Source organism: Crenothrix sp. (assembly GCF_043729335.1).
Lineage (GTDB): Bacteria > Pseudomonadota > Gammaproteobacteria > Methylococcales > Methylomonadaceae > Crenothrix.
This window is the reverse complement of sequence record NZ_JAYTLQ010000034.1, coordinates 38,020-51,680: the sequence shown is the minus strand read 5'-3', so window position 1 is coordinate 51,680 and position 13,661 is coordinate 38,020. Positions and strand designations below refer to the sequence as shown.

Sequence of the window (13,661 nt, the reverse complement as noted above, 5' to 3'; positions counted from 1 at the left end):
GGGTATTCCCGCATTACTCCAGCTTCATGCGGGTTGCCTGTAAAGATCGAGTTACCTTAGTGCTTTTACTTTGGAAAATTAATCTGATCTTTGCTGAAAGTTAAATCATATAAATGTGTGCCATGCTGGTCGGCTTTAAAGCCATAAATATGCTTGTTATCACATTGGGCTACAAAGTTGACTTTAGCATTGCCCCAGCTCAATAAAGTAATGGAAACATTGGCTTTAGTGACATCGCCAAGATATTTGGTCAACGCAATGCGTACCTTGTCTTTCTTTTTTGGAGAAAAGGGTTGTAGGTCAGAAAAACAAAAGCCGGTGCATCCTGGAGACGCATTGTCCCAAGTCCTATCGCTGAAATATGTTTCACCATCCCCGAGTAAACGTTCTGAGATAAAGCCAAATTTAGTGAAAAATCCGGGCTTATAATCCAAACTTGCCGTAGTGTAGCTTGCAAATTTTCTCGTGTTTACGTTGGTCGTCATGGTAACTCCAATCGAATTTTCTCCGAATATAGGAGTTTTAGCCCAAGCCATTAAATCATCTAACAAGACTGAACAATTTTCAGCTGCTTGCGCTTGTCCCATTAATCCAAGACTGATGCCAAACATAATTGCTTTTATTTTGTGTTTCATTTTTGCTGTCTCCTAAGGTTTAATTATTTACTGTGGTGAATTTTTCATCACGCTTACAGTATAAGGAGATCAAGCCAGCTTGTAAGTGAGGTATTTCACACTGGTTGTGTGAACTATTCCGCTTGTTTTTACCTGCGATACGAAGTAGTAAAGCTAATGTTAGCTCAGTGGCGTAATGTTAACTTGCTTTGTGCTTGCCACATTTTGCAAGCTTTGGGTAAGGTTGAGAAGAGTAATTTATTGTCTTTGTAGAATTAATTCCAATACCAGCTTACTGCCAAAATAAGCCAGCAGTAACGCAATAAATCCAATCAGTGTCCATTGTATGGCGGTTTTGCCGCGCCATCCATAGCGGCTTCGGCCGATCAATAAGCCTGAAAATATAACCCATGCCAATATCGACAATACGGTTTTATGGACTAAATGCTGTGCAAACAAGTCTTCAATAAATAAAAAGCCACTGCCTAACGATACGGTCAGAAAAAAAATCCCAGTGCCCAGCATTTGAAACAGTAAAAGCTCCATTGTTTGTAGTGAGGGCAGTTTTTGTATAAAACGCCTGGGCGGATGGCTTTTGAGTTGTTGATTTTGGATATACAGCAAAATAGCTTGCAAAGCAGCAATGTTTAACAACCCAAAGGCAATTACCGAGCTCAGGATATGGGCATTCATCTGCCAGTTGTTGATAAGTAGCCGATGAGCTTCTTGGGGAAAAATCATTTCCAGTGCCAGCATCAAACCAGTAAGAGGGAATAAAATAATGCCCAGCTGTATCACGGGTTTATTCAAGGCTGTTAACAGCAGTAATAAGCTGACGACCAGAGCAATCAGAGAACTGATGGTAAAAAAGCCAAAGTTGAATGCGTTATTGTGTTGAACGCTAACAGCGGTATATAAAAAATGTGCGAGCACGCCTAGCCAAGCTAAATAAGGCGTTTTGGAAGTATTATTCTGGTAAAACTGCCTAATAATCAGGCCGGTTTCGCTCAGGTACGCAACGATGGCGGAAATGCCAAGTATCAAGATAGTCATTGGGTTTTTGTCTGAGAGTTAGTTGCACCCGTGTCGCATCAGTGTCTATCGATTATAAACACTTTGCCCGCTCTTCTAAGACAGTTAGCCTTTTAACGGACTGACTGGCCTCACAGCGGGTGCAAAGGTTTTGTTGAGTATGGTAAACTAACCGCCAAAATAGTCCTAGTGCATTTGTGCTGGAACGTGGTTTCCTTTGGCGTAATAATAAAAACCTAAGATATGTTTGATAATTTAAGTGATCGACTCAGCGGCACCCTTAAAAAGCTTAAGGGCCAAGGCAAACTGACTGAGGATAATATAAAGGACACCTTGCGGGAAGTCCGCATGGCCTTGCTTGAAGCGGATGTTGCTTTGCCGGTGGTAACGGACTTTATTGAGCAGGTCAAGGCAGGGGCTCTGGGGCAAGAGGTTCAAAGTAGCCTATCGCCAGGGCAAGCCATGATTAAGCTGGTTCAGGCTGAACTGGTTAAGGTAATGGGTGCGGCCAATGAAAGTTTGAATTTGAGAGCCGTTCCGCCTGCTATCATCCTCATGGCGGGTCTGCAAGGGGCAGGTAAAACCACTACGGTTGCCAAACTGGGGCGCTGGTTAAAGCAAAATCAAAAGAAAAAAGTCGGCGTAGTGAGTGTTGACGTATACCGGCCTGCTGCGATTAAACAGTTGCAGACTTTGGCGGAAGATGTTGGGCTTGATTTTTATGACAGTGATATCAGTCAAAATCCAGTCGACATTGCCAAAAACGCTATTGAAGCGGCGAAAAGAAAGTTCCTGGATGTCCTTATTATCGATACCGCAGGCCGTTTGCATATTGATGATGAAATGATGGGCGAAATTAAAGCCCTGCATGCGGCTATCAATCCTATCGAAACCTTGTTTGTGGTCGATAGCATGACGGGCCAGGATGCTGCGATTACAGCTAAGGCCTTCAATGATGCCCTGCCATTAACCGGTGTTATCCTTACCAAGACAGACGGTGATGCGCGTGGCGGCGCAGCATTATCGATACGCCATATTACCGGGAAACCGATTAAATTCATGGGGTCTGGTGAAAAAACCGATGCTTTAGAGCCCTTCCATCCCGATCGTTTGGCCTCCCGTATTTTGGGTATGGGCGATATGCTCAGCTTGATTGAGCAAATTGAGCAAAATGTCGACAAAGACCGCGCAGCAAAATTTGCCAAGAAAATGCAAAAGGGCAAGCCTTTTGATATGAATGATTTTCGTGAGCAATTGCAGCAAATGCAAGAGATGGGTGGCGTCAGTTCCATGATTGATAAATTGCCCGGGCTTGGAAAAATTACGCCGGAAATGAAAGCCAAGATTAACGACAGAGAAATTTCCCGCCAGATTGGGGTTATATGTTCAATGACCGAACAAGAACGCAAGCATCCTGATTTGATTAAAGGCACGCGTAAACAACGTATTGCCGACGGTGCGGGGCAACAACTGCAAGATGTCAATCGCATACTCAAGCAATATCTGATGATGCAAAAAATGATGAAAAAAATAAAAGGCGGCAATATGGCCAATATGTTGCGCGGTATGAAAGGTAATATACGCGGCGGTATGCGACGCTAGATTACCGGTAGTTTTATTTTGTTTTTCACTTATGCAAAAAATCGCGTACAATAGGTGGATTAACAATGACTAAATGATTTTGAGGAATTAAGAATGGTAACCATTCGTCTTTCAAGAGGCGGCGCTAAAAATCGCCCTTTTTACCACGTTGTAGTAACTGATAGCAGAAGTTCACGTGATGGTCGCTATATTGAACGTGTTGGATTTTTTAATCCTTTAGCACGCGGCAATGAAGAAAGATTGCGTTTAGACAACGCCCGTGTTGAATATTGGAAAGCGACCGGCGCCCAGCCATCTGAACGCGTTGCGAAATTGATTAAAGATGCGCTGAAGGCTGCTGCGTAACTTTTGACTACACCAAAACTGATTAACGTTGGGAAAATTTCTGGCGTTTTTGGTATTAAAGGTTGGGTCAAAGTGTATTCTTTTACCGAACCGACTGATAACATTATCAAGTATTCCCCGTGGACGCTGCAAAAAGGCACTGACACTAAACGTGTTAAAGTACTGGGTGGTAGGGTTCAGGGTAAAGCTATTGTTGCTGAAATTGAAGGTATTTCCGACCGAGATGTTGCCGCTACTCTGGCAGGTTGGGATATTCTGGTTGAGCAAAGCCGATTGCCTAAGGTGGCTGGCAACGAGTATTACTGGTTTGATCTGGTTGGTTTACGGGTTGAAAACACGCAAGGAAGTGATTTCGGCATTGTCGATAGCCTGATGGAAACTGGCGCTAACGATGTTGTTATCGTTAAAGGCGAGAGAGATCGCGCCATTCCGTTTTTGCAAGGTCAAACTATTATCAGTATTGATCTGGCAGCCGGTTTAATGGTGGTTGATTGGGAACTTGATTTTTAATTGTCATGATGCATTTTGACGTTATAACCTTGTTTCCTGAGATGATTTCAGCGGCTGTAGTTTACGGTGTAACAGGACGCGCTTTAGAACGCGACATCGTCAGTGTGAATACGTGGAACCCTAGGGATTATACCCACGACAGACACAAAACAGTGGATGATCGACCTTACGGTGGTGGTCCTGGCATGGTGATGAAATATCAACCTTTGCATGATGCAGTTCAAGCTGCAAAACAAAGCTCAGGTGCGACAGCAAAAGTAGTTTATTTGAGCCCACAAGGTAAGGTAATTAACCAATCTTTGTTGGCAGAAGCCGCTCAGACATCACAGTTAATTTTGGTTGCTGGGCGTTATGAAGGTATTGATGAGCGTTTTGTTGAGTTGGATTGTGATGATGAATGGTCTATTGGCGATTATGTTATCAGTGGTGGTGAATTAGCCGCGCTGGTGGTCATAGATTCCATTGTTCGCTTGTTGCCTGGTGTATTGGGTGACGAAGATTCTGCTAGTCAAGATTCTCACAGTGATGGTTTACTGGATTGCCCGCATTATACGCGGCCAGAATGCCTACAAGATTATGAAGTCCCCAAGGTTTTACTCGGCGGTAATCATGCCGAGATTGCTAGCTGGCGTATGAAGCAAGCCTTAGGTAGAACTTGGCAAAGAAGACCGGATTTGCTGGAAAAAAAGAATTTAAGTGCAGAGCAACAGCGTCTGCTCAAACAGTTTAAAGTTGAAGTTAACTAGGGTGTGGTAATGAGTAATATTATTGATGAATTGGAAAACGAACAGTTAAGACAAATTCCGGAGTTTAATCCAGGTGACACTGTTGTGGTACAAGTTAGAGTAAAAGAAGGCGAGCGTGAAAGAATCCAGGCTTTTGAAGGTATTGTTATCGCTAAGCGTAACCGTGGCTTAAATTCTGCTTTTACAGTCAGAAAAATTTCGCATGGCACCGGTGTTGAGCGTGTTTTTCAAACGCACAGCCCTATCATCAGTGAAGTTATAGTTAAGCGTCGTGGTGATGTCCGTCGTGCTAAACTGTATTATCTACGTGATTTGACCGGTAAAGCTGCCCGTATTAAAGAAAAACTGTAAGCTGGTTTTTCATTAATAAAAAAGGCAGCTTTAGGCTGCCTTTTTTATGTGGTAAACATTAACAACTCGTTTTTTGTTTTGAAAAGTTGGAGCTGCGGCAACGTTTAATTATTGTATAATTTAAGCTTAGCGATCCCGTTTGCCGCGTTAACGCATTAAGCACAAGGATGATATCGGAGACAAATATGATTACAGAAAAACGTTCTATTCGCCGACGTGGGATTTATTTATTACCTAATTTATTTACCACAGGCGCTTTATTTTCCGGTTTTTATGCAATTACCTCAGCAATGAGCGGCCATTTCGAAACTGCTGCTATTGCCATTTTTGTTGCTATGATATTAGATGGATTGGACGGGCGCGTTGCCAGATTAACCAATACTGAAAGTGAATTTGGTGTGCAGTACGACAGTTTGTCTGACATGGTGTCATTTGGTGTAGCACCGGGCTTAGTGATGTATTTATGGGCATTTTTCAGTTTAGGAAAGCTAGGGTTATTTGCGGCTTTTGTGCATACCGCAGGCGGTGCATTACGTTTGGCACGGTTTAATACCCAAGTGGGCACAGCAGACAAACGCTATTTTCAGGGTTTACCCAGTCCTGCGGCAGCGGCGGTTTTGGCTGGTTTTATTTGGTTTTGTTTGGATCGTGGCTATAATCCCGAATCGCTAAGCTATATTGCGGTGCTGTTAACCATGAGTACCGGCTTGCTCATGGTAAGTAACTTTCGCTATTCCAGCTTTAAAGAGATTGATCTTAAAGGAAAAGTGCCGTTTTTTGTCGCTATTTCGGTCATGTTAGGCATCGCTTTTATCATGGCGCAGCCACAGACTATGTTATTTTTGTTATTTTTGGCTTATGCGGTTTCAGGGCCGGTAATCACTTTGATCATGCGTCGGCGTAAGCGCAGAATGCAAGCGCATAAGCCGTAAAATCTGCTTGAGTGCCTACTTTGATCGGCGTATAGTCTTGCTATGATTGAATATAACACAACATCTACATCTGCTTTTAGCGCCGCCACAAACAACTGTTTTTGTGGCGCTGCGTTCCTGTCTTTAAGATTCCTGCCCTAACGGGCATCCATCTTTGTATTAAACACTTCCAAACCTATCTTATTTTATAACATGCCACAATGGGTGGCGTGTTCTACCTGAATGGCGTTTTTATGAAAGACAAATTAATTATATTTGATACCACTTTGCGCGATGGCGAGCAAAGCCCTGGTGCCTCTATGACCCGCGATGAAAAAGTCAGAATAGCGCGGGCGTTGGAACGCTTACGCGTTGATATTATCGAAGCCGGTTTTCCAGCCGCAAGTCCCGGCGATTTTGAATCGGTGCAAGCGGTTGCTAATATTATCAAAGACAGTACCGTATGCGGTTTAGCCAGAGCCTTAGATAAAGACATAGACCGAGCCGGTGAAGCGCTTAAAGGTGCTAAACAATCACGTATTCACACCTTTATTGCAACCTCGCCGATACACATGCAAATGAAATTGCAGATGACACCGGAGCAAGTGATTGAGCATGCGGTACGCGCGGTAAAACGTGCGCGGCAGTACACCGACGATGTGGAGTTCTCCCCGGAAGATGCAGGGCGCTCTGATGAAGATTTCTTATGTCGTATTTTGGAAGCGGTCATTAATGCCGGTGCCAGAACGCTTAACATACCGGATACCGTAGGTTACAGCGTGCCACAGCAGTTTGGCGCGACTATCGCCAGTTTGATACAGCGTATTCCCAACTCTGACAAGGCGATTTTTTCGGTACATTGCCACAATGATTTAGGACTTGCGGTGGCCAATTCCTTGGCGGCTGTTATGAACGGTGCAAGACAAGTGGAATGTACCATTAACGGCTTGGGTGAACGCGCCGGTAATGCGTCATTGGAAGAAGTGGTGATGGCGGTGCGTACGCGTCATGACGTATTCGATTGCCAAACCCGAATTGATACCCGTGAAATTTTAACGTGTTCCAAACTGGTGTCATCGATTACTGGCTTTCCAGTGCAACCCAATAAGGCGATTGTGGGTGCTAACGCGTTTGCACATGAAGCGGGTATCCATCAAGATGGCGTGTTGAAAAGCCGCGAAACTTACGAAATCATGCGCGCTGAAGATGTTGGCTGGTCGGCTAACCGGATGGTATTAGGCAAGCATTCGGGTCGAAATGCCTTTAAAAGTCGCATCACCGAACTGGGTTTTGAGTTTACTTCTGAAGCTGAATTAAACGAGGCGTTCTCGCGCTTTAAACAATTGGCAGATAAGAAACACGAAATTTTTGATGAAGATTTACAGATGTTGATTTCAGAGGCGGGTTTTGAAGCCGAAGATGAAATTATCAAGCTGATTGCCTTGAAGGTTTGTTCAGAAACAGGGGAAATACCCAATGCCAAAGTGACATTGCGGATTAATAACCAGGAAATTACCGGTAATTCTGAGGGCGGTGGCGCGGTGGATGCCAGTTTAAAAGCCATAGAAAAATTGGTAATGTCCGAGGCTATTTTAGAGCTGTATTCAGTTAATAATATTACTAACGGTACCGATTCACAGGGTGAAGTGACTGTGCGACTTGAAAAAGGCGGTCGTATTGTGAATGGCTTAGGGGCGGATACTGATATTGTTATTGCCTCTGCAAAAGCCTATATTAATGCCTTAAACAAGTTACAAAGCCCAGATCAGCGTAAGCATCCTCAAAAAGGCGATGTTTAATTAAACAGCGTATTTAGGACCTGACGGGGTTATCAAGCTCCTCAGGTCTCTGTTCTTAATGACCTTTAAAATTTTTGGCTACATACTTAAGACGGGACAAAAGCCCTCTCCGGAGGGAGAGGGTTGGGTGAGGGGAAGTTTAAATCACCCTCATCCCAGCCTTCTCCCTCAGGGAGAAGGAGCAATACCTGTCCCGCGTTAAGTTGGTAGCCAAAATTTTAAATTGCTGATTACATTACAGGCAACGTGCAAGTAATTTTGTTGGGTTCATTTGCGCCAGATCAATTTACAGGACGATTTTTAGCTTATCTTATCGCTTTGTCTTCAATAGATTACCCAGGAGTTATCAGATGATTGAAATTCATATCGAAAACGCTGAAGAACTTGCAGAAATGCAGCAAAACTGGTTTATGTTGTTTATTGGTAAATTGTTTAGAGTTGATATACAAAAGAAAGTTGAGATGGAAATTGCAAACCGCTTGCAGGAAGAGCTCGCAAAGCAAGGTGTAAAAATAGAGATTACTGTTAAATAAACACACTACCAACTAAGACGGGATATCCGTTCGAGCTTGCCGAAGGATTTGTTGTTCATGGTTCGACAGGCTCCACGAACGGCTTTTTTAAACTGTCCCGTCTTGAGTTGGCAGCCAATAGACATCACTGATTTTTACCGCTTGCGCATTGTTTAGAGTTCAGCGTGGTTTGGATTGATATTTTTCCATAGCATCGGAAATGAGCGTGTTTGATCTTAACGCGGGGAACGCCGGGCAAGCGGGTAATTTTGATTTCTTTACCCAGTTGTTAAACTCATTGACCGGCAAAGGTTTGCTCATAAAGTAACCTTGAACGATATCGCAGTCGTAGTCTTTGAGTTTTGCCAGTATCTCTTCAGTTTCAACGCCTTCAGCGGTGACGGATAAGCCTAAATTATGCGCCAGATTAATAATGGCTTTAACAATAGCAACATCATTTTCGCTATTCATTAAGTCCATGACAAAAGATTTATCTATTTTAAGTTCTGCTAAAGGTAATTTTTTAAGATAGGCGAGCGACGAATATCCCGTGCCAAAATCATCAATAGAAAATTGATAGCCCATGTCATGTAAGCGGTTGATGATGGCCAGCGCATTTTCTGGTTCGTTCATTACCGCACTTTCGGTAATTTCCAGAATAATCCATTCGGGTTTAATGCCGGTTGAGGCGGCAATGCCAGCGATTAAATCCGGTAGATCAGGATCGTGTAAATCGCGGGTTGATAAATTGACCGAAATTTTGATATCAATACCTTGTTCATGCCAAATGGCACAATCGCGAAAAGCACGCTTTAACACCCATTGAGTGAGCTGTTTTATCATCCGTGTGCGTTCGGCCATTGGGATAAATTCGTCAGGTGCAATAAAGCCGTGTGTCGGATGATTCCAACGGGCTAAGGCTTCAGCGCCACACAATTCATTGGTTTGTAGAGATACTTTAGGTTGATAAAACAAGGCCAGATCATTTTTTTCGATGGCTCTGCGTAATTCTGACATTAAGGTCAGGCGTAGCGGTGTATGTTTGTCAAATGAAATTTCATACAAGGCATAGCCCTTGGCGGATTTTTGCGCTATATGCAGGGCAACACCGGCTTTTTGCACTAAAGTGTCTACATCTTCACCATGCCCTGGAAAATGTACAATACCAATATTGGCGTGCATACCTACTTGCAGCCTTTCAATAATAAATGGCGCTTCCATGGCTTTTTGGATATGTCTGGCAAGTTGCTCGGCTTCACTTAAATCTGCACTATGGGAAATAAGAATACCAAAGACATTGCCATCTATTTTGGCAACACTGTCATCTTCCGAGCTTGCACCCTGTAAGCGTATGGAAATTTGTTTAAGAATATGGTCGCTGCTATTTCTGCCCAAGGTATCGTAAACATCCTTAAAGTTCTCAATTTCCACCAACAAAATTGACAATTGGCTGTTGGGAAGATTAGCGGACGAAATGGCACGCGCGACCCGATCATAAAACAGTGCCCGGTTGGGTAAGTCGGTTAAAAGATCGTGGGTACTCACATGATTAGTGTGTTTTTCCAGATCTATCGCCCGAGTGCGTAACTCTTGTGTCTGATCGAAAATCAGCGCCCCGGCCTGATAAGCCATGACTGAACTAGAATGTTGCCCCCAAACTCCAAACACAAAAGGGATAACATCCAATATCCACAGAGCGACATTATTCCTTTGGGCCAACCATAGATTTTCTAAAGAGATACTGTTATTAACGTAAAAGCTGACCAAGCACGTTGCGACAAGAATGCTGCCTACCGCAATAAGCACGCCTTGATAGGCGGTTTTTGAGGCTTCACTTTTAAGAATTTTTACGTTATTACTGAGTAAATTGCTTGCGCTTGTTAAATCCATGGTGTCCCTGTTCTTCGCTATAACCCTCTTAGAAGGTCGTTTTTAATATCGTCATTATTTTCAAGCCCTACCGAAATTCTTACCAATCCGTCCTTAATGCCTGCTAACGCCCGTACCTCTGGAGTCAGGCGACCATGTGTGGTGGTTGCCGGATGCGTTATCGTACTTTTAACATCTCCTAAATTGGCCGTTATGGAGATCATTCTAGTGGCATCAATAAGCCGCCATGCGTGGTCTTTGCCACCTGTCACTTCAAAACTGACAATGCCGCCAAAATGGCTTTGTTGACGTTTTGCCAGTTCATGTTGTGGATGGGACGACAAACCAGGATATAGCACGCGGTTTACTCCGGGTTGTTGTTCCAGCCACAAAGCCAGTTCAAAGGCACTGTCGCAATGGGCTTTCATTCTTATCGCCAAGGTTTCAAGGCCTGATAAAAACACCCAGGCATTAAACGGACTCATGGTGGCGCCGCCGGTACGCAAATACGGATAGATATATTTTTCTATAATCTCGTTACTGGCAATAACTGCACCACCAATACACCGGCCTTGGCCATCCAGGTATTTAGTGGCTGAATGGATAACAATGTCTGCACCTAATTCAAAGGGTCTTTGTAAGACCGGCGTGCAAAAGCAATTATCAACAATCAATAAACAGTTATTCTTATGAGCAATATTAGCAAGTAATTCAATATCTGCAATTTCAGTGAGAGGATTTGACGGTGTTTCTAAAAATAAAAATCGGGTATTAGGCTTAATAGCAGCCTCCCAGGCATTGGCATCCGTCAAATCCACGAAATCGGTGCTTACGCCAAACTTGCCAAAATAGTTTTGAAATAGCAGTACAGTATTGCCAAATACGCCGCGCGAACAGACGATATGATCACCGGCTTGTAGCAATCCCATGCCTACGGCCATAATGGCAGCCATGCCGGATGCAAAAGCCAGGCAGCGCTCACCTTTTTCCATTAATGCCAGACGTTCCTGGAATGCATTGACCGTAGGGTTAGTAAAACGCGAATAAATATTACCGGCTTTTTGGCCAGTAAAGCGTAGCGCGGCTTCCTCGGCATTTTTAAACACATAACTGGAAGTGGTAAAAATGCCTATGCTGTGTTCATCTTCATGAGTGCGATTGTGTCCGGCACGGATGGCCTTAGTTTCCAGGGAATAGTCGTTCCAATCAATGTCTTTCATAGGATTATGGGAGAGTAGTAGAAAAAAAGAAGGGCGGTTGTTGGCCGCCCTGTTGCTAACCATGCTGCCTGCTGTGTTTGCGTCAGTTGTTATTTTGCATTTCGATGATACACGATTGCGTGTTGCGTGCGCTTTGAGCACTGTCATTGCGTAGCATTTCGATGCGATCCAGATAGGCATCATCGACATCGCCAGTAATATATTCTTTACTGAAGCACGAGGTATCAAAATGCTTAATGTCGGGATTGCCTTTGCGCACTGCATCAATTAAATCATTTAAATCTTGATAAATCAGCCGGTCTGCGGTTATTTCCGCACAGACTTCATCTTCAGTGCGGTTATGCGCGATTAATTCGTGCGCAGCAGGCATATCAATGCCGTATACGTTTGGGTAGCGCACCGGTGGCGCAGCAGACGCAAAATAGACTTTTTTGGCACCGGCATCGCGCGCCATTTGAATGATTTGCTCAGAAGTTGTGCCCCTAACGATAGAGTCATCTACAAGCATGACATTTTTGCCTTCAAATTCCAGGCCAATGGCATTGAGTTTTTGGCGTACCGATTTTTCGCGCATTTTTTGGCCGGGCATGATGAAAGTTCGGCCTATGTAACGGTTTTTAATAAACCCTTCCCGAAACTTGACGCCTAATAAAAACGCCATTTGCAACGCGGCTGTGCGGCTGGTATCGGGTATAGGAATAACAACATCAATATCATGATCGGGCCAAACTCTGAGGATTTTTGCGGCCAGTTTTTCGCCCATGCGTAAACGGGCTTTGTGTACAGAAATGTTGTCGATAATAGAATCAGGTCGGGCAAAATAGACATATTCAAAGATACACGGGCAATGGTCAGGCTTTGAAGCGCATTGGTGGGTATGCAGTATGCCGGATTGTTCAATAAACACCGCCTCGCCCGGTTGCACGTCTCTTAATACCGAAAAACCCAATACATCCAATGCAACACTCTCTGATGCAATCATGAATTCAGATTGGCCGTCGGTTTTGCGTTCGCCAAAAATTAAAGGCCTTATACCGTTAGGATCCCTGAAACCCAAAATACCGAAACCTGCTATCATGATGACCACGGCATAGGCGCCTTTACAGCGACGATGTACGCCCGCTACGGCCTCAAAAACATCGACGACGCTTAGATGTATCTTACCCAGGCTTTGCAGCTCATGTGCAAAAATATTCAACAGCACTTCCGAGTCAGAATCGGTATTCAGATGCCGCTGGTCTTCGATGAACAGCGCTTTTTTAAGTTCTTCGGTATTGGTTAAATTGCCGTTATGGGCAAGCGTTAAGCCAAAAGGTGAGTTGACATAAAAAGGCTGCGCTTCTGCAGAGCTGGTACAGCCTGCGGTAGGGTAGCGGACATGGGCAATACCCATGTTTCCGCGTAGTTTCAACATTTGGATATTGGTGAAGACATCACGCGTTAAGCCATTTTCCTTACGTAAATGTAATCTTCCATTCTCGCAGGTGACGATACCGGCAGCATCTTGGCCTCTGTGTTGCAAGACGGTAAGTGCATCATATAATTCCTGATTAACCGGTTGATGTGAAACGATAGCAGCAATACCACACATTATTGTTTGGACCCAGTAGAAGTGTTAGTGATAATTGACATAAGATGCCATTTCGGAGGGGATATTATCCCTCATAAAAATAGCAAGTGATTGAAATGGGGGAATCAGTAATGCGTTGTTCCACCAAGATTCCGACGGCAATGGCGATAATCCGGCTAACAGAATAAGCGTTGCAACGATAAGAATACCGTGTACGCTGCCCAAGAACATAGCCCAAAAGCGGTTAAAAAAACTTAAGTTTGTGCCTCTTATAATATCAATCAACAAGGCATTGATGGTATTGCCCATGAGTGACGTAATAATCAGTAAACCCACAAAAGACAAAGCAACTTTAACAGCAGGATTAGCCACTGTTAAGTTAAGTAAAACCGAAAATTCCCGGTTAAAGCTAAGGCCTATGCCTATTGACAGCATCCAGCCGCCCAGCGACATGATTTCGCCCACCAAGCCACGCACAACTCCAGCTAAAGTGCAGATAAAAATTATTGCGATAATAATATTATCTATCCAGAGCATATAGCTTACCCGTTAAATAACAGGCCAACACGATAAAATAATG

At 43.8% G+C, this 13,661-nt stretch carries 14 protein-coding genes; 8 read left to right on the top strand and 6 right to left on the bottom strand.

The features are described 5' to 3' along the window. Positions 1-65: 65 nt before the first annotated feature. Together ACHZC4_RS08290 and ACHZC4_RS08285 are read right to left on the bottom strand one after the other, a co-directional pair. A complete protein-coding gene (locus ACHZC4_RS08290) occupies positions 66-635 on the bottom strand; it encodes a hypothetical protein (RefSeq protein ID WP_394753362.1) in 570 nt (189 codons plus the stop codon). A gap of 237 nt (positions 636-872) precedes the next feature. After that, the gene (locus tag ACHZC4_RS08285) at positions 873-1,667 is read right to left on the bottom strand and encodes an inner membrane protein YpjD (RefSeq protein ID WP_394753361.1); all 795 of its coding nucleotides are present in this window, start codon (positions 1,665-1,667) and stop codon (positions 873-875) included. Positions 1,668-1,889: 222 nt separating this feature from the next. Between ACHZC4_RS08285 and ffh the strand changes: the two genes are divergently transcribed. The 8 genes from ffh to ACHZC4_RS08245 all read left to right on the top strand — a co-directional run bounded on the left by ffh (position 1,890) and on the right by ACHZC4_RS08245 (position 8,443). Further along, entirely contained in the window at positions 1,890-3,248 is a 1,359-nt protein-coding gene (gene ffh / locus ACHZC4_RS08280; protein ID WP_394753360.1) for a signal recognition particle protein, read from the top strand. Between the two features lie 93 nt (positions 3,249-3,341). Next, positions 3,342-3,593 (top strand): 30S ribosomal protein S16, encoded by a 252-nt coding sequence (gene rpsP, locus ACHZC4_RS08275; RefSeq protein ID WP_394753359.1) that lies wholly within the window; start codon positions 3,342-3,344, stop codon positions 3,591-3,593. A gap of 3 nt (positions 3,594-3,596) precedes the next feature. After that, entirely contained in the window at positions 3,597-4,103 is a 507-nt protein-coding gene (gene rimM / locus ACHZC4_RS08270; RefSeq protein WP_394753358.1) for a ribosome maturation factor RimM, read from the top strand. 8 nt (positions 4,104-4,111) lie between these two features. Continuing rightward, positions 4,112-4,849: a tRNA (guanosine(37)-N1)-methyltransferase TrmD gene (gene trmD / locus ACHZC4_RS08265; RefSeq protein ID WP_394753385.1), complete on the top strand. Its 738-nt coding sequence runs from the start codon at positions 4,112-4,114 to the stop codon at positions 4,847-4,849. 9 nt (positions 4,850-4,858) lie between these two features. Next, positions 4,859-5,200, top strand: coding sequence for a 50S ribosomal protein L19 (gene rplS / locus ACHZC4_RS08260; RefSeq protein WP_394753357.1), 342 nt, complete (start codon positions 4,859-4,861; stop codon positions 5,198-5,200). Between the two features lie 185 nt (positions 5,201-5,385). Beyond that, positions 5,386-6,132, top strand: a complete 747-nt coding sequence (gene pssA, locus ACHZC4_RS08255) for a CDP-diacylglycerol--serine O-phosphatidyltransferase (protein WP_394753356.1) — start codon at positions 5,386-5,388, stop codon at positions 6,130-6,132. 233 nt (positions 6,133-6,365) lie between these two features. Then, positions 6,366-7,910, top strand: a complete 1,545-nt coding sequence (locus ACHZC4_RS08250) for a 2-isopropylmalate synthase (RefSeq protein WP_394753355.1) — start codon at positions 6,366-6,368, stop codon at positions 7,908-7,910. Positions 7,911-8,260: 350 nt separating this feature from the next. Continuing rightward, on the top strand, positions 8,261-8,443 hold the full coding sequence (locus ACHZC4_RS08245; protein WP_394753354.1) for a hypothetical protein: 183 nt from the start codon (positions 8,261-8,263) through the stop codon (positions 8,441-8,443). A gap of 159 nt (positions 8,444-8,602) precedes the next feature. Here the strand turns inward: ACHZC4_RS08245 and ACHZC4_RS08240 are convergent, their stop codons facing one another. The 4 genes from ACHZC4_RS08240 to ACHZC4_RS08225 form a co-directional block, all read right to left on the bottom strand. Then, positions 8,603-10,312: a putative bifunctional diguanylate cyclase/phosphodiesterase gene (locus ACHZC4_RS08240; protein WP_394753353.1), complete on the bottom strand. Its 1,710-nt coding sequence runs from the start codon at positions 10,310-10,312 to the stop codon at positions 8,603-8,605. Positions 10,313-10,329: 17 nt separating this feature from the next. Continuing rightward, positions 10,330-11,511 carry an O-succinylhomoserine sulfhydrylase gene (locus tag ACHZC4_RS08235; protein ID WP_394753352.1) on the bottom strand — a complete coding sequence of 394 codons (1,182 nt, stop codon included), beginning with the start codon at positions 11,509-11,511 and terminating at the stop codon, positions 10,330-10,332. Positions 11,512-11,593: 82 nt separating this feature from the next. Then, entirely contained in the window at positions 11,594-13,102 is a 1,509-nt protein-coding gene (gene purF, locus ACHZC4_RS08230) for an amidophosphoribosyltransferase (protein WP_394753351.1), read from the bottom strand. 24 nt (positions 13,103-13,126) lie between these two features. Further along, positions 13,127-13,618 carry a CvpA family protein gene (locus ACHZC4_RS08225; RefSeq protein ID WP_394753350.1) on the bottom strand — a complete coding sequence of 164 codons (492 nt, stop codon included), beginning with the start codon at positions 13,616-13,618 and terminating at the stop codon, positions 13,127-13,129. Positions 13,619-13,661: the final 43 nt, after the last annotated feature.